The organism is Aeromonas hydrophila subsp. hydrophila ATCC 7966 (genome assembly GCF_000014805.1).
Taxonomy (GTDB): Bacteria; Pseudomonadota; Gammaproteobacteria; order Enterobacterales; family Aeromonadaceae; genus Aeromonas; species Aeromonas hydrophila.
Genome location: NC_008570.1, coordinates 105,357 through 121,456 on the forward strand (window position 1 = coordinate 105,357; position 16,100 = coordinate 121,456).

The 16,100-nt window shown below is 63.0% G+C and carries 15 protein-coding genes; 7 read left to right on the forward strand and 8 right to left on the reverse strand.

What is annotated here, in order from left to right; genetic code table 11:
• Nucleotides 1-25 precede the first annotated feature (25 nt).
• The 3 genes from AHA_RS00475 to rhlB all read right to left on the reverse strand — a co-directional run bounded on the left by AHA_RS00475 (nucleotide 26) and on the right by rhlB (nucleotide 4,006).
• Nucleotides 26-1,006, reverse strand: a complete 981-nt coding sequence (locus tag AHA_RS00475; RefSeq protein WP_164927504.1) for a DUF4382 domain-containing protein — start codon at nucleotides 1,004-1,006, stop codon at nucleotides 26-28.
• Nucleotides 1,007-1,211: 205 nt separating this feature from the next.
• Entirely contained in the window at nucleotides 1,212-2,702 is a 1,491-nt protein-coding gene (gene gppA, locus AHA_RS00480) for a guanosine-5'-triphosphate,3'-diphosphate diphosphatase (protein ID WP_011704128.1), read from the reverse strand.
• A gap of 14 nt (nucleotides 2,703-2,716) precedes the next feature.
• Nucleotides 2,717-4,006: an ATP-dependent RNA helicase RhlB gene (gene rhlB / locus AHA_RS00485; RefSeq protein ID WP_011704129.1), complete on the reverse strand. Its 1,290-nt coding sequence runs from the start codon at nucleotides 4,004-4,006 to the stop codon at nucleotides 2,717-2,719.
• Nucleotides 4,007-4,119: 113 nt separating this feature from the next.
• Between rhlB and trxA the strand changes: the two genes are divergently transcribed.
• From trxA to fre, 5 genes are all read left to right on the forward strand, one after another.
• Complete coding sequence (gene trxA, locus AHA_RS00490) at nucleotides 4,120-4,446, forward strand: thioredoxin TrxA (RefSeq protein WP_005307306.1); 327 nt, start codon at nucleotides 4,120-4,122, stop codon at nucleotides 4,444-4,446.
• 207 nt (nucleotides 4,447-4,653) lie between these two features.
• Nucleotides 4,654-5,919 (forward strand): transcription termination factor Rho, encoded by a 1,266-nt coding sequence (gene rho / locus AHA_RS00495; RefSeq protein WP_005307308.1) that lies wholly within the window; start codon nucleotides 4,654-4,656, stop codon nucleotides 5,917-5,919.
• Between the two features lie 106 nt (nucleotides 5,920-6,025).
• Nucleotides 6,026-7,033 (forward strand): hypothetical protein, encoded by a 1,008-nt coding sequence (locus AHA_RS00500; protein ID WP_115586398.1) that lies wholly within the window; start codon nucleotides 6,026-6,028, stop codon nucleotides 7,031-7,033.
• Between the two features lie 30 nt (nucleotides 7,034-7,063).
• The gene (ubiD, locus tag AHA_RS00505; protein ID WP_011704131.1) at nucleotides 7,064-8,533 is read left to right on the forward strand and encodes a 4-hydroxy-3-polyprenylbenzoate decarboxylase; all 1,470 of its coding nucleotides are present in this window, start codon (nucleotides 7,064-7,066) and stop codon (nucleotides 8,531-8,533) included.
• 168 nt (nucleotides 8,534-8,701) lie between these two features.
• Nucleotides 8,702-9,400 carry an NAD(P)H-flavin reductase gene (fre, locus tag AHA_RS00510; RefSeq protein ID WP_011704132.1) on the forward strand — a complete coding sequence of 233 codons (699 nt, stop codon included), beginning with the start codon at nucleotides 8,702-8,704 and terminating at the stop codon, nucleotides 9,398-9,400.
• A gap of 129 nt (nucleotides 9,401-9,529) precedes the next feature.
• On the opposite strand, the gene ubiK is transcribed toward fre, so the two are convergent.
• Nucleotides 9,530-9,787, reverse strand: coding sequence for a ubiquinone biosynthesis accessory factor UbiK (ubiK, locus tag AHA_RS00515; RefSeq protein WP_005307315.1), 258 nt, complete (start codon nucleotides 9,785-9,787; stop codon nucleotides 9,530-9,532).
• Nucleotides 9,788-10,088: 301 nt separating this feature from the next.
• On the opposite strand from ubiK, the gene AHA_RS00520 reads away from it, so the two are divergent.
• On the forward strand, nucleotides 10,089-12,506 hold the full coding sequence (locus AHA_RS00520; RefSeq protein WP_011704133.1) for a VolA/Pla-1 family phospholipase: 2,418 nt from the start codon (nucleotides 10,089-10,091) through the stop codon (nucleotides 12,504-12,506).
• 139 nt (nucleotides 12,507-12,645) lie between these two features.
• On the opposite strand, the gene glpG is transcribed toward AHA_RS00520, so the two are convergent.
• Entirely contained in the window at nucleotides 12,646-13,479 is an 834-nt protein-coding gene (gene glpG / locus AHA_RS00525) for a rhomboid family intramembrane serine protease GlpG (protein WP_011704134.1), read from the reverse strand.
• Nucleotides 13,476-13,799, reverse strand: a complete 324-nt coding sequence (glpE, locus tag AHA_RS00530; RefSeq protein ID WP_011704135.1) for a thiosulfate sulfurtransferase GlpE — start codon at nucleotides 13,797-13,799, stop codon at nucleotides 13,476-13,478. Before glpE ends, glpG begins: the two co-directional genes overlap by 4 nt.
• A 70-nt stretch (nucleotides 13,800-13,869) precedes the next feature.
• Here glpE and AHA_RS00535 point away from each other — a divergent pair, with 70 nt between their 5' ends.
• Nucleotides 13,870-14,556, forward strand: coding sequence for a LysE family translocator (locus AHA_RS00535; protein WP_011704136.1), 687 nt, complete (start codon nucleotides 13,870-13,872; stop codon nucleotides 14,554-14,556).
• On the opposite strand, the gene AHA_RS00540 is transcribed toward AHA_RS00535, so the two are convergent.
• Nucleotides 14,553-15,386, reverse strand: a complete 834-nt coding sequence (locus AHA_RS00540) for an AraC family transcriptional regulator (RefSeq protein WP_011704137.1) — start codon at nucleotides 15,384-15,386, stop codon at nucleotides 14,553-14,555. The two genes, AHA_RS00535 and AHA_RS00540, sit on opposite strands and share 4 nt — an antisense overlap.
• Before the next feature lie 3 nt (nucleotides 15,387-15,389).
• The gene (locus AHA_RS00545; RefSeq protein ID WP_011704138.1) at nucleotides 15,390-16,091 is read right to left on the reverse strand and encodes an ABC transporter ATP-binding protein; all 702 of its coding nucleotides are present in this window, start codon (nucleotides 16,089-16,091) and stop codon (nucleotides 15,390-15,392) included.
• Between the last annotated feature and the right edge of the window lie 9 nt (nucleotides 16,092-16,100).

Sequence of the window (16,100 nt, forward strand, 5' to 3'; positions counted from 1 at the left end):
GTGCGGGTTGCCCTCTGGTCGCCGGTTACTGGAAGTTGATGCTGGTGGCGGGCGCCACCACCGCTTGGGCTTGCTGCACCTGTTCCAGTTGCAGCGGGTCGCCGGCCAGCGCCGGATCGTCCTCGTTGCCATTGCAGACCAGCGCCAGATCGTAGCTGCCGAGATTAACAAATCCCAGTTCGTAACCAAAGCCGCCACCGCTTTGCGGCAACACGGGTGCGCTGGCATAGAAGCCGTTGTCGCTGTCCGCCATGTCGGGGTAGTTGTCATCGCTTCTGGGCTGGTAGAAGTAGACGAAGGCCTTGTCGGTCAGCTGGCCACCGCACAGCCCGGCCGCGACCGTGCCCTTGACTGTGGTGACCTGGGTGTTGTTCACCAGCCGCACCCCTCTGGGCTTGAGCTTGTAGTACTGCTCGTGGCCCGGCAGCACCATGGCCTGGCGCAGATCGAACTCGGTGGTGAAGGCGCTGAGGCCGTTGGCGGCGATGGTGAAGGCATCCAGCTTGAGTTCGCTGCTGGGCACCTCCAGCGGCTTGATCACCCCATCATCCCGTTTGACGTAGGAGTAGGGGGTGCCATCCAGAAACTGGTTGGCAACCTCTCGTCCGTCCAGCACCCGCAGCCGCATCTGGCTGTAGTCGCCGGGCTCCACGCTCTGGCTGGCCAGCAGCGGGCGGCTGACCGAACCCTGATAGTGCAGCAGGTCTATGTAGGTGAACAGCGGCCGGCCCGCACTGTCGAGCGGGATGGTCTCGCCGCTCGGGGTGCAGCCATCGTCCTGGGTCGAGGTGAGAAAACTGGCAGTGGTCCAGCTCTGCTCGGTGCCGGCGACGGGGTGGATGCTGATGTTGGCGACGGCGATGCAGACCTTGCTGACTGCATCCACCGGGGCGTCGGAGAAGGCCAGCGAGAGCTGGGCCTGTTGCGGGCTGTTGTTGTCGCCGCCGCCTCCGCCCCCGCAGGCGGTAAGCAAGGCGGTCAGGCCGATCAGGGTCAAGGGTTTCATGGCGTCCATTCCGGTTGTGAAGACAACCCTACTCTAGTCGAGCGACGGCAATGGCGGGGGTGGCAGCTTGCGTGAAAAGGACGAGCTCGGTGCGCCAGCCCAATGAAATCAAGGGTCAGCCTTGAACGGCGCCAGTCATGGCTGCGAAAGAGATTGTCGGAACGGTGGGGCTGGTGGTTTGGTGCACTGATTGGGCGAGGCCCAATCAGGCTTCCAGCAGCCGGGTGGGCCAGCCCATCTTCTGCTGGCGTTCCACCTCGAAGCGCAGTTCGCTGGCGCGCAGGTAGTGCTCGTCCAGCCAGCCGCTCGGCAGGGTCAGGGTCAGCGCATCTTCATCGGCTTCGAGGGTGAAGCGGGGCACTGTGCCCTGGGTGCGGCGCATGCAGAGGATCAGCGCGATGCGCAGGATGCGGGCCAGCCGGATCGCCTGGCGACCGGTGACGGCACCCTGCTTCTCCAGCGGTTCCAGCTTGAATTCGTCCCGCTGGTTGAACAGCAGGGCCGACAACAGCTTCTTCTGGGCCGGTGTAAAGCCAGGCATGTCGATGTTGTCGATGATATAGGCGGCGTGTTGCGGCGCCTTCTTGTACTCGATGCACAGACCGATCTCGTGCAGCAGGGCCGCGTAGCGCAGGATCGGGCGACCGTAGCGTTTCGAGAGTCGCCAGGCCGGCTGCAGCTGGTTGAACGCCTCGACGGCGGTGTCGCGCACCCGTTCGGCGTGCTCCTTGTCCAGCTGGTAGCGGTTGATCAGGCTGTCGGCGGTGCGATCACGGGCATCACAGTCGTGATTGTTGCCGAGCAGGCCGTAGATCAGCCCTTCACGCAGGGCGCCACCCGCCAGGGTCATGCTCTCTATCCCCAAGGTCTCGAAGATGGCGATCAGGATGGCGAGGCCGGAGGGGAACACGGTCAGTCGCTCGGCCGCCAGCCCTTCCAGCTGAAGTTGATCCAGCTTGCCACAGGCGATGGCCTGACCCATCAGCTCCTGCAACTTCGGCAGGGTGACCCGCTCGCTCTTCCCTTGCGCCAGCATGATCTCCTGCAGCGCTTGCACCGTGCCTGAGGCGCCGACGCAGGTGCGCCAGCCGAGCGCGCGGTAATCTTCCGCCACCTTCTCCAGCACCGCCTTGGCGGCGGCGATGGCCTGCTTGAAGCGGGCCTCGGAGAGCTCGCCGTCGCCGAAGTGGTTGTTGAGCCAGGTGACGCAGCCCATGTGCAGGCTGTTGAGCAGTTTCGCTTCGCTGTGTTCGCCGATCACCAGCTCGGTGCTGGCGCCGCCGATGTCGATCACCAGCCGGTTGCCTTCGCCGGCCGAGGTCCAGGAGACCCCCTCATAGATGGTCTTGGCCTCTTCCTCGCCCGAGATGATCTCGATGCTGTGGTTGAGCACCCGTTCCGCTTCACTGAGGAACTCGTCGACGTTGGTGGCAAGGCGCAGGGTGGCGGTGCCCACTACCCGGATGTTGTCGGCCGGAATGTCCTGCAACTGTTCGGAAAACAGGCGCAGGCAGTCCCAGCCCCGCTCCATGGCGGCACGGCTGAGACGAAACTCCGGATCGAGCCCGGCGGCGAGGCGAACCTTGCGCTTGACCTTGGTGACGGTGCGCAGGGCTCCGGCGACCTCGCGCACCACCAGCATGTGAAAGCTGTTGGAGCCGAGGTCGATGGCGGCATAGAGCGGCGAGTTGTGCAACTGGGCCAGTCCTTTCAGCTCTTGCGGGGCGGACGACGGCGGTTGTTGCTGTTGCCACCGCCCTGGCGATCGCGCATGTTGCGGTTCACCGGTTGACGGTTGCGGAACACCCGCTTCGGTGCGGTCACGTCATCCAGCAGCGCTTCGCGGTCATACTTGCTGACCGGGATCGGGTGGTGGATGTACTCCTCGATGGCCGGCAGGTTGAAGGCATAGTCTTCACAGGCCAGGCTGATGGAGTGACCGCTCTTGCCGGCACGACCGGTACGACCGATGCGGTGTACGTAGTCTTCGGCGTCGTCGGGCAGGTCATAGTTGAAGACGTGGGTCACGTCCGGGATGTGCAGACCGCGGGCGGCCACGTCGGTGGCAACCAGGATGTCGACCGTGCCCTTGGTGAAGTCTTCCAGGATCTTCATCCGCTTCTTCTGCGGCACGTCACCGGTCAGCAGGCCGACGCGGTGGCCGTCATTCTCCAGCCAGGCATGAACGTCTTCACAGACGTGCTTGGTGTTGGCGAAGACGATGGCTTTTTCCGGCCACTCCTCTTCCATCAGGGAGAGCAGCAGCAACATCTTGTCTTCGTTGGAGGGGTAGAACAGCTCCTCCTTGATCCGCACGCCGGTCATCTGCTCCGGCTCGATCTGTACGTGTTCCGGGTGGTTCATGTGTTCGTAGGCCAGCTCCTGCACGCGCAGAGAGAGGGTGGCGGAGAACAGCATGCTCAGACGCTCGGTGGCGGGCGGCATGCGGCGGAACAGGAAACGGATGTCCTTGATGAAGCCGAGATCGAACATGCGATCCGCTTCGTCCAGCACCACGACCTGAATATTGCTCAGATCGATGACCTTGGACTTGAAGTAGTCGATGATGCGACCGGTGGTGCCGATCAGTATGTCGACACCCTGCTCCAGCACGGCCAGCTGCTTGTCGTACCCTTCGCCACCGTAGGCGAGGCCGAGCTTGAGGCCGGTCGAGGCGGACATGCTCTCCGCGTCGTTGTAGATCTGGACCGCCAGCTCCCGGGTCGGGGCCATGATGATGGCGCGCGGCTGGTTGATGAGGCGCGGCTTGGTCAGCGGATGGGTCAACAAATAGTTGAAGGTGGCGGCCAGGAAGGCAAGGGTTTTGCCGGTCCCTGTCTGGGCCTGACCGGCGAGGTCATGACCTTCTACCAGCAGTGGCAGAGACAGTGCCTGGATGGGGGTGCAATAGTGAAATCCCTTTGATTCCAGACCAGCCAGAACTTCGGGTTCGAGGCCCATTTGGGCGAATTTGTCGGTCGTTAAATGTGTTTTGCTCATGGCGGTAGGTTATCAGGTTAGGCTTGCAATAATAAACAGGATCATTTCAAATAGGGCAACTATTGCCTTTGTTGATACGTCAATAAAGCCTTAATTACTGACTGGAGTTGGAGATGAGTGACAAGATTGTTCAGCTGAGCGATGCCAGCTTCGAGGCAGATGTAATCAAAGCCGATGGCGCCGTTCTGGTCGACTTCTGGGCCGAATGGTGTGGTCCGTGCAAGATGATTGCCCCGATCCTGAACGAAGTCGCCCAAGAGTATGCCGGTCGCGTGACCGTGGCGAAATTGAACATCGACCATAACGCCGACACTCCGCCCAAGTATGGCATTCGTGGTATTCCGACCCTCTTGCTGTTCAAGAATGGCGAAGTGGCAGCGACCAAGGTCGGTGCACTGTCCAAGACTCAGCTGAAAGAGTTTCTGGACGGTAACCTGTAATAATCAAAGAGGAGCGCATTGCAATAATGCGCTCCTTCTGTTTTATCACCTAGACGCTCACCCCGATTGGTGCTAATTTATCGCTCGTTTGCTAACCTTTTTGCCTGACTCTTTGCTCACACATCAGCCTGGCAAATCAAATCCGATCAGCATCAATCCAGCAGACTGTCTCCTCATTTCAATCCTTGCTTACAGACTTTCACCACTATGAATCTGACTGAATTAAAGAACACTCCTGTGTCCGAGCTGGTACAGCTTGGCGAATCCATGGGGTTGGAAAATCTGGCTCGGGCGCACAAGAAAGACATTATTTTCGCGATCCTCAAGGCGCACGCCAAGGGTGGCGAGGATATCTTTGGCGACGGTGTGCTGGAAATCCTGACCGATGGTTTCGGCTTCCTGCGTAGTGCAGACGGCTCCTACCTGGCCGGCCCGGACGACATCTATGTGTCCCCGAGCCAGATCCGCCGTTTCAACCTGCGTACCGGCGATACCATCTCAGGCAAGATCCGGCCGCCGAAAGAGGGCGAACGTTACTTCGCGCTGCTCAAGGTCAACGAGGTCAACTACGACCGTCCGGAAAACTCCCGCAACAAGATCCTGTTTGAAAACCTCACTCCGCTGCACGCCAACGAGCGTCTGCGCATGGAGCGTGGCAACGGTTCCACCGAAGACATCACCGCTCGCGTACTGGACCTGGCTTCCCCGATCGGTAAAGGCCAGCGCGGTCTCATCGTCGCACCGCCCAAGGCCGGTAAGACCATGCTGCTGCAGAACATCGCCCAGAGCATCGCCTACAACCACCCTGACTGCGAACTGATCGTCCTGCTGATCGACGAGCGTCCGGAAGAAGTGACCGAGATGCAACGCATGGTGAAGGGTGAAGTGATCGCCTCCACCTTCGACGAGCCGGCTTCCCGTCACGTCCAGGTCGCCGAGATGGTGATCGAGAAGGCCAAGCGCCTGGTCGAGCACAAGAAGGACGTGGTGATCCTGCTGGACTCCATCACCCGTCTGGCCCGTGCCTACAATACCGTCATCCCGTCATCCGGCAAGGTACTGACCGGTGGTGTGGACGCCAATGCCCTGCACCGTCCGAAGCGCTTCTTCGGTGCCGCGCGCAATGTTGAAGAGGGCGGCAGCCTGACCATCATCGCCACCGCGCTGATCGATACCGGCTCCAAGATGGATGAAGTCATCTACGAAGAGTTCAAGGGTACCGGCAACATGGAACTGCACCTCTCGCGCAAGATTGCCGAGAAGCGCGTCTACCCGGCCATCGACATCACTCGCTCCGGCACCCGCAAGGAAGAGCTGCTGACCACCGGCGACGAGCTGCAGAAGATGTGGATCCTGCGCAAGATTGTGCACCCGATGGGCGAGATCGACGGCATCGAGTTCCTGATCGACAAGTTGGCCATGACCAAGACCAACGACGAGTTCTTCGACGCCATGCGGCGCCAGCAGAAGTAACCGACTCGAAAATCATCAAACCGCGGCCCAGGTCGCGGTTTTTGTTTATCTATTTTACGGTCGCCTGAGTAGTATGAAACCTCGATGTCACAAGGATAGGGACGTCATGAAGCATGTACTCCTGATATTGCTGAGCTGGCTGCTGGTGCTGCCGGTCGGGGCTGCCGAGACGCAGCCTCCCCGGACGGCACTGGTGGCCGACGAGGGGCTGCAGGGTCACCTTGACTATCTGACCGACCGGCTGCAGCTGGGGCAGTTTGCCGCCATCGACACCCTGCTGGACTCCCTGGCTGTGGGGCAGCGGGAGTATCTGTTGTGCCAGCTGCTGGCTACCCTCAATAGCCAGCCCAGGGCCACCAGTCCACAACTGCTGGCCTGGGTGCGCGCCCAGTCGTTCAAGGCCCCCAGCTGGCTGGTGGACAAAGAGGTGGACGGCTTTCTGGTGCAGCAACCCGCCTACGACTTTGCCGCCGCCGCGCGGCAGGTGTTGAGCCGCTGGCAGCAGCAGGCCTGGCAGGACAACTATCGCCAGCAGCTGGAAGAGGGCACGTTCGAGTTCAAGCAGATCTACAACAGCCGCAATCCCGATCTGGCCCAGCAGCAGCAGGCGCTGCTGACCGTACTCGATCGGCAGCCGCTTCCGCTCCTGCAGCGGGAGGCGCATACGCTGGCCGCCATGAGCATCTTCCTGCCCGACAACCGGCTGCTGCGGCTGCTGGCCGAGCGTACCGGCGACAGCGCCCTCTATCAGAAGCTGTGGCATCAACCGGTGGATCATGACAGCGTGGCCGCGCTCGCCAGCGTGGGCCGCTTTCACCAGGGCCAGGCGGCCAGTGATCTGCTGATTGCCGCCAGTCGCAATGCCCGTCTCAAGCTGCCCGCTCTGCAGCAACTCAGTCAACTTTCGCCGCTGCCAGACACGGCCCAGCAGTTCCTGCTGGCGGAGCTGGGCAATCGCCAATACAGCGGTCAGGTGGCCAGCCTGCTGCTGCAGATGGACGAACCCAGGCTGCTGGCCCAGCTTGCCGATCGGCTGACCCGGCAGGAAAAGCGCCATGCAAGTCCGGTGATGCTGCCCGATTCGGGTACACCCGCCGCCCGCCCAGGGTTATAATGCGGCATCGCCTGAACACAGGGTACCTGCATGAAATACAAGGATTTGCGTGATTTCATCGCGCAGCTGGAACAAAGCGGACAACTCAAGCGCATCAGCCGCGAGATAGACCCCTATCTGGAGATGACCGAGATCAGCGACCGCACCCTGCGGGCGGGCGGGCCAGCCCTGCTGTTTGAAAATCCCAAGGGTTACACCATGCCGGTGCTGACCAACCTGTTCGGCACCCCGGACCGGGTCGCCATGGGCATGGGCCAGCCCAACGTGGCCGCCCTGCGCCAGGTCGGGATCTGGCTCTCCTACCTGAAGGAGCCGGAGCCGCCCCGTGGCTTCAAGGAGCTGATGGAGAAGCTGCCGATCTTCAAGCAGGTGCTCAACATGCCGACCAAGCGGCTCTCCTCTGCCCCCTGTCAGCAGCGGGTGCTGGAGGGAGAGGCGGTCGATCTGGACCAGATCCCGATCCAGCATTGCTGGCCCGGCGACGTCGCCCCGCTGGTGACCTGGGGTCTGACCATCACCCGCGGCCCCTACAAGAAGCGGCAGAACCTAGGCATCTATCGCCAGCAGAAGATCGGCAAGAACAAGCTGATCATGCGCTGGCTGGATCACCGCGGCGGTGCCATCGATTTTCGCGAGTGGCAGGAGGCCCACCCGGGTGAACGCTTCCCGGTGGTGGTGGCGCTCGGTGCCGATCCGGCGACCATCCTAGGCGCGGTGACGCCGGTGCCGGATACCCTCTCCGAATACGCCTTTGCCGGTCTGCTGCGCGGCAGCCGCACCGAGGTGGTGAAGGCCGTCAGCTGCGATCTGGAGGTGCCCGCCAGCGCCGAGATCGTGCTGGAAGGCTATCTGGAGCCGGGCGAGATGGCCCCCGAAGGGCCTTATGGCGATCACACCGGCTACTACAACGAGGTGGACGAGTTCCCGGTGTTCACCATCACCCACATGACGATGCGCAAGGATGCCATCTACCACAGCACCTACACCGGCCGTCCGCCCGATGAGCCGGCGGTGCTGGGGGTGGCGCTCAACGAGGTGTTCGTGCCGCTGTTGCAGAAGCAGTTCCCCGAGATCGTGGACTTCTACCTGCCGCCGGAGGGGTGTTCCTATCGGATGGCGGTGGTGACCATCAAGAAGCGTTACCCGGGCCACGCCAAGCGGGTGATGCTGGGGGTCTGGTCTTTCCTGCGCCAGTTCATGTACACCAAGTTCGTGATCGTCTGTGACGACGACATCAATGCCCGCGACTGGAAGGACGTGATCTGGGCCATCACCACCCGGATGGACCCGGCTCGCGACACCACCCTGATCGAGCACACCCCGATCGACTACCTGGACTTCGCCTCGCCGGTCTCCGGGCTCGGCTCCAAGATGGGGCTGGATGCCACCAACAAGTGGCCGGGGGAGACCAATCGCGAGTGGGGCCAGCCCATCGTCCAGGACGAGGCGGTGAAGCAGAAGATCGATGCCCTCTGGGACGAGCTGAACATTCTCGGCTGATGAGCGGCGGCAGGCCCGATGGGCCGTGCCGCCTGGCCGGGATGCAAAAGATTGATGCCATTTGAGCTGAATTGGGTATGCTCGACTGACCTGACCACTTTGCTGGTCGCCAGTCCACAGTGAATCAAGAGCGAAAGCGGGCCGAGCGAGCCCGTCACAAGGATAAGAATGCAACGTATCAAGTGCCGCGTAGAGGAACTGCGCGAATATGTCGACACCATCTGGCACGTGGCCCTGACGCCGCTGCAAGAGGTCAGCTTCAAGCCGGGCCAGTATCTGCTGGTGGTGATGAGCGATTCGGACAAGCGTCCCTTCTCCATCGCCAACTCGCCGACCCGTCCGGGCATGCTGGAGCTGCAGATCGGCGCCACCCCGGAAAACGCCTATGCCGGCCAGGTGCTGGCCCGCATGCGCGAGCAGGGGGAGATCGAGATTGAACTGGCGGCGGGCAAGGCCTTCCTGCGGGAAGAGTCGCCCCGGCCGCTGATCCTGATGGCGGGTGGCACCGGTTTTTCCTATGCCCGTTCCATTCTGGAATACCTGATCGATACCGGCAGCAAGCGCCCGGTGTTCTTCTACTGGGGCGTGCGCCAGGCGCACTGGCTCTACGAGCAGGAGCAGATGCAGCAGTGGGAGCGCGACTACGCCCCGCTCACCTTCATCCCGGTGGTGCAGGAGCCGGAAGTGGACTGGACCGGCAAGACCGGGCTGGTGCACAAGGCCATCATGGATGACTTCGTCAGCCTGCACGACTACGACATCTATGTCGCCGGCCGCTTCGAGATGGCGGGTGCGGCGCGGGAGGAGTTCAAGATCCTGGGCGCCGAACCAGAGCGCATCTTCGGCGACGCCTACGAATTCATCTGAGTTCGGCATGAGGCCGGCCACATAGCGTGACCGAGGAGGACTCGCTGAATCAGCCTGCTGCTTGCCTTGCGGCAGGCCAGAAACAACAAACCCCAGCCTGGCTGGGGTTTGCTTTATGGGCGACCTGCGTTATTCGCCCTTGGCGCCGAGCTGCTGCTCGAGCTGGGCCAGCTTGGCCTCGAGCGCGGTCAGCTTCTCGCGGGTGCGCAGCAGCACCTTGGTCTGCACGTCAAACTCTTCGCGACTGACCAGATCCAGCTTGCCCAGCTGGGACTGCAGCACCTGACGGATCTTCTTCTCCACCTCTTCACCCATGCTGCGAATGCCGGGCGGCAGGGAGTTGTGCACCTGTTTGGCGATCTCTTCCAGTTTCTTCGGGTCGATCATGTGGTTCTCCTTAAGCAATGCGCCATTCTACCGGCAATTGATCCGCTTTGCCGAGATCGAGGGTCGCTTTTTGCCAGCTGCCATAGGGGTAGTCGCTGGTCGGGTCTGGTATTCGGGATGAAGCTGTTAACCTATCGAGTCCCGTTTCTATTCCAATTCCTTGATGCTGTACACAAAAAAAGCAGATCAGATGACCGACCAGAGGCTTAATAATTGTTGCGTTGCTGTTAAGATGTACCGGTCGGGTTCTCACCCAACTCAGTCAGCATTTCATGGATAACAACTAAAAAGAGATAAGGATATGAAAAAGAAGCTAATTTACGCCGCAGTTGTCAGTGCTATGCTGGCTGGCTGTGGTGGCAGTGACGATAACAAAGGCGACACCTCCAGCTATCTCGACTATCTGTTGACCGGTTCCAACGCCGTGCGCCCCAGTGCTCTGGCAGCCCGGGCCAGCGATGGCACCCTGAAATTCTCCACCGAAACGGCAGATCTCTCCAACCCGGTCTCGGCCATGTCGACCCTGGATGGCTGGTCCACGACCCAGGCTATCCAGATCGTGCCCGTGACGTCATCCGGCATCCAGGTGCAGGCCCCGGCCGCGGCGGAGTTTGCCGCCTCGGTCGCGCCGCTCTACCTGCTGGAGCTGAGCTTTGACAGCGCAGCCCTGCGCCCGAACGGCGTGAAGAAGGTGCTGACCTACGGGGTGGACTTCGTGGTGGCCGCTGCGGCCGGCAAGCTGAACCTGGTGCCGCTCAAGCCGCTGAATCCCTCCTCCTACTACATGATCGTGGCCACCGACTCCCTCAAGGACAGCAGCGGCAACGCGGTCAAGGCCGGCAACGACTACGGCAACTACAAGAACAACGTCGGCAGCAATGCCCAGGAGCAGACCATCAACGGTCTGATCGCCCTGCAGGAAGGGCTGTTCAAGGCTGCCACCGGCGTCTCCACCGATCACGTCATCTTCTCCGACTGGTTCGGTACCCAGTCCGGTGCCGATGTGCTGGTGGCGGTGAAAGGGGCGGCGGCGTCCGTGCTGAAGAGCCCGACCCTGGATGCGGCCGCCCTGTGGAAGCAGGATGCCAAGGGCAACACCAGTCTGCCGGGTACCTATACCCTGAGCGTGACCGGCAGCAATGCCTTCCTGACCCAGCTGGACGCCGAGCAGTTCCTGCCGCAAGAGCAGAAAGATGCGATCGCCACTGCCTTTGGCCCCGGTGCTCCGCTCAACCCGATTGCTCAAGCGACCAAGGTCTATACCGGCACCGTCAAGCTGCCATACTTCCTTGCCTCACCGGCCACCGCCGGTTCCTGGGACAAGGCCAAGACCCAGTCCTGGCACGGCGCCATCCCCAGCCTGTATGCCATCGCCAATGCCCTGAAAGCGTCCGACAGCGAAGTGATCGCCGGGCTGGTGGGCGCGGGTGTGGATCCGGCCCTGCTGGCGACGCTGATTGCCGATCCGACCCGTCAGGCTGAGTTGCTGGCCGAGGCGAGCAAGCTGATCGGGGTGACTCTCACCTCCGGCGGCAAGCCGCTGGATGCCGAGCAGAACATCGGTCGCTTCAACCCGCTGCCCATGCTGGAAGAGGTGCAGTCGGTGCCGATGCGCGTCTTCGCCAAGGATGCCCTCAACACCATCACCGACGTGATCATCTACCAGCACGGCGTGACTTCGGTGAAAGAGAACGCCTATGCACTGGCGCTGGGCCAGATCTATGCCGGTATGCAGGCAGGCAAGAAGGTGGCGCTGGTGGTGATCGATCACCCGCTGCACGGTGAGCGCGGCTTCGCCTTGAGCGGCAGCATGGCGACCGTGACCACCTCCGACAACCCGACCCCGTATCTGAACCTGAGCTACCTGACCGTGGCCCGCGACAACCTGAAACAGAGCGTGGCGGATCTGCTGGGCCTGCGTCTGGCGGTCGGTCTGGCCAATGCCAAGGGTGCCATCGGCACTGCCGGCAGCCTCAAGGTACACTTCCTGGGCCACTCCCTGGGTGCCATCTCCGGTACCAACTTGCTGGCGGTTGCCAACCAGCCCATCGGTAATGCGCAGGCGGATGCCCTGTTCAAGTTCGACACCGGCGGCCTGGCCATGCCGGGTGGCGGCATCGCGCCGCTGCTGCTGAACTCGCCGACCTTCGGCCCGACCATCAAGATGGGCGTGCTGACCAGCGGCAGTGCCGAGCTGAAAGCGGGCTTCACCGCTTACGCGCCCAACTGCAAGACCGCGGTGCCGACCTGTTTCGTCAACGAGTTCCTGCCAAGCCTGAGCACCACCCAGCAGGCGGCGGCGGCCAGCACGTTGCAGAGCTACAGCTTCGCGGCCCAGTCGGTGCTGGATTCGGCTGACCCGATCAACCTCGGCCGCGGCATCCAGAGCAGCTTCCCGCTGTTCGCCACCGAGATCGTCGGCGATGGCGCCCTGAGCCTGTCTGACCAAGTGATCCCGAACAGCATCGCCTCCGCCCCGCTGGGTGGTACCGAGCCGCTGTTCAAGGTGCTGGCACTGCAGCCGCTGACCGCCACCGGTGCGGCCAGCCACAACGCGGCCCGCTTCTTGGCCGGTGGCCACAGCTCGCTGCTGGCGCCGGACGAGAACTTCGACCCGAGCGGCGATGTGACCACCGAGATGCAGTCCCAGTTCGCCAGCTTCTTCATGAGCGGCGGTACTGCGGTCAAGGTGACCAACGGCAGCCTGCTCAAGCAGTAAGCCAGTCGGCCAATAAAAACGCCGCCCTCGGGGTGGCGTTTTGTTTTCCAGCATCGCACTTGTCGCCGGTTCAGGCTGGTCTGGTTGGTGGCCGCTCAGGCTGCCGAGCAGCTTGCTGCACCTCGATGATCACTAGCACTCAGGCGGGCTGGTGGTGTCTGTCCAGCCAGCCCTGCAGCAGCCCGACCAGCAGACCGGCCAGGTGGGCCATGTTGGCGGTGCGGGTGCCGAGCAGATCGAAGAAGCCGAGTGCCAGCCAGAACAGCATGAAGCCCATCAGCGCCGGTGGCAGGGTGAGGCCACAGGCCGGCTGCAACTTGCTGCGCAGCCAGCAGTAGCCGAGCAGGGCATAGACCACCCCGGAGAGGCCGCCAAACAGCGGGCCGCTGGCGAAGAACTCGGCCAGGTTGGGCAGGGCGGCGCCTACCAGCAGCAGGATCAGCAGCTTGCCGCTGCCGAGCCGTTGTTCGATCTGGCCCCCCAGATACCACCACCACAGCAGGTTGAACACCAGGTGCAGCACCGAGAAGTGGATGAAGGCCGGGGTGAAGTAGCGCCACGCCTGCCAGTCGGTGAACTGGGCCAGGGTCGGGTGGAACGCCAGCTCATCGAAGATCGGCAGGCCGATGGCATCGAGCCCGTAGATGGCCAGACAGGCGATGATCACCACCAGGGTCAACGGCCCGGCCTGATGCAGGAAGTCGGTGACCGGGTCGGTCATCCCCTTGCTGTAGTCGATGCGGGCATCGGCCCGGCCGGATTGCCAGGAGGCTTCCATGTAGCGGGGGTGGGTCGGCTCGGCCAGGAAGCGTTTCACCTCCAGCTGGGCCTGGGCGAGGCGCTGTTCGTCCGCCAGCCAGACCGAGACGCCAAGCTCGGACTGGGTCAGCTCGCACGAGATGCCGAGGGTGGAGAGATAGTCCACCAGCGCCTGGGCCATGCGGGCATTGTCGAGCACCAGCAGCTGGATCATGCGTCGCCCGCCTGGATCGGGAACTCCCTGCGCCACGCCTCGAAGCCGCCATCCAGGCTATAGACCTCATCGTACCCCTGTTGCAGCAGGTACTGGGCGGCGCCCTGGCTGCTGTTGCCGTGATAGCACATCACGATCACCGGGGTATCGAAGTCCACCTCGTTCATGAAACGCACCAGGGTGCCATTGGTGAGGTGGAAGGCGCCGACCGCGTGGGCCGTCTCGAATGACTGGGGGTCGCGAATATCCACGAGGCGGGCTGCACCGGCGGCAAGCTTCTGGTGGGCATCATGGGCACTGATATGGGCAAACTGGTCCATTAACATGTCCTGCGAATAGGTGATTGAGGGTCAGTTTACCGCAAGCGGGGGCCGGCGCTAAGCCCGCAATGTGTCCGGTTATTGTCGTGACCGATCGCAATTTCCTTCAATACCGGGGGCGGGGTGCCGGCTAGGCTGGGGGCTCCTTTTGCTGCTACGAGCGTTATTCATGGAGACGAGTCTGCTGTTATCCATGGCCGGGTTTGCCCTGGCCATGTCCATCACCCCGGGGCCGGTCAATCTGGTTGCCCTCGGCAGCGGCGCCAGGCACGGCTTTGCGGCCAGCCTGCGGCACGTGGTCGGGGCCACCCTGGGGTTCATTCTGTTGCTGCTGTTGATGGGACTGGGGTTGGGCGCCACCCTGCTGCAGTGGCCGCTGGCGGCGGAGCTGCTGCGCTGGGCCGGGGTGATCTTTCTCGGCTGGATGGCCTGGCAGCTGCTGGTGGACAGCGGCCGGGTAGAAGGGGTTGACGGGGTGGCGCCCTCCTTCTGGTACGGGGCACTGATGCAGTGGCTCAATCCCAAGGCCTGGCTCGCCGCCAGCATGGGGATGGGCGCCTATGGCAGTGCGGGCGGGGTGGGGCAGGTGGCCCTGTTCAGCGGCCTCTACCTGGTCATCTGTCTCGGCTCTATCGCTTGCTGGGCCTATGCCGGCAGCCGATTGCAGGGGGTGCTGCTCGCGCCGCAGCGGCTGCGCTGGTTCAACCGGGCGATGGCGCTGTTGCTGCTGCTTTGCGCCGCCTATCTGGTGCGTTAGCCCAGCCGGGTCAGCTGATTGCGGTAGTGCCCCGGGGTGGCGGCCACCCGCCGCTTGAACTGGCGCTGGAAGTGGGCCTGATCGGCAAAACCGCTGGCCAGCGCCACCTCCGCCAGCGGCTCTCCCCGCTTGAGCAGGGTGCGGGCATGGCGGATGCGCTGATCGAGCAGGTAGGCGTGGGGCGTCATGCCGTAATGGCGGCTGAAGCTGCGCACGAAGTGGGAGGGGGTGAGCCCGGCCACCGCACTCAATTGAGCGAGGGTGAGAGGGCTGCTGCAGTCGTCCTGCATCAGTTCGGCGGCCCGCTGCAGGTGCTGCGGCGGCCGATCGTCCCAGCTGGCCGGGGTGAGCCTGGCCAGTAGCTGGCGACTGAACTGGTGGCAGGCCACCTCGCGCGCGAGCGGATCCTGCTCCTGCCACAGCTGCCGGTGGAGCCGGCACAGCCCCTGGTAGAGCAGGGGATCCTGGCTTGCGGTCATGTCGAAGGGACGAAACGTGTCGCCCAGCCCCGCCTCTTCCTGCTGGCGCTGCAGCCAGCCGGTGTTGAGGTAGAACATCAGATAGGACCAGGGCTCATCCGCAACGGGGTTGCAGGCGTGCACCTCCTCCGGGTTCATCAGCACCAGGTGGCCGCGGCCGACCTCCTGCCGGCTGCGCTGGTTGAGGTAGTGGCTGTGGCCGCCGGTGATGGCGCCGATGGAGAAGTGGGGGTGGCTATGTTTGTCGTAGCAGACGCGGCGGCCATCCTGCACCGCCCGCGCCTCGATGAAAGGCAGGGCCGGATCGTGCCAGAAACTGTGGTGATCCGGCGCCGTGTCGGCCCTGCTCATGGGTCAGCCGCCGAGATAAGCCTGGCGGACGGCCGGGTTGGCCAACAGGGCAGCCCCCGTGTCCTGCAGTACCACGTGGCCGTTCTCCAGCACATAGCCGCGATCGGCCAGCTTGAGCGCCTGGTTGGCGTTCTGCTCCACCAGGAAGATGGTCATGCCGTCGCGGCGCAGCTGCTCTATGGTGTCGAAGATCTGCTGGATGACGATGGGGGCCAGCCCCAGCGAGGGTTCATCCAGCAGCAGCAGGCGCGGCTTGCTCATCAGGGCGCGGCCGATGGCCAGCATCTGCTGCTCGCCGCCGGACATGGTGCCGGCGCGCTGCTCCAGGCGCTCGTGCAGGCGGGGGAACAGGGTGAAAATCTGATCCAGCAGGCCGCGCTGCTCGGCCTTGTCGACGAAGAAGGCCCCCATCAGCAGGTTCTCCTCCACCGTCAGGCGAGCGAAGATGCGGCGCCCCTCCGGCACCACGGCGATGTCCTTGCGCATGATGCGGGCGGTGGAGAGCGAGTCTATCTGCTCTCCCTCGAACCAGATGGAGCCACTGCTGGGCTTGGGTTCGCCGCACAGGGTCATCAGCAAGGTGGTCTTGCCGGCGCCGTTGGCACCGATCAGGGTGACGATTTCCCCCTCTTTTACCTGGACGCTGACGTCGTGCAGCGCCTGAATTTTGCCGTAGTGGGTCGATACGTTGCGAAGTTCTAACATCTTTTTGTC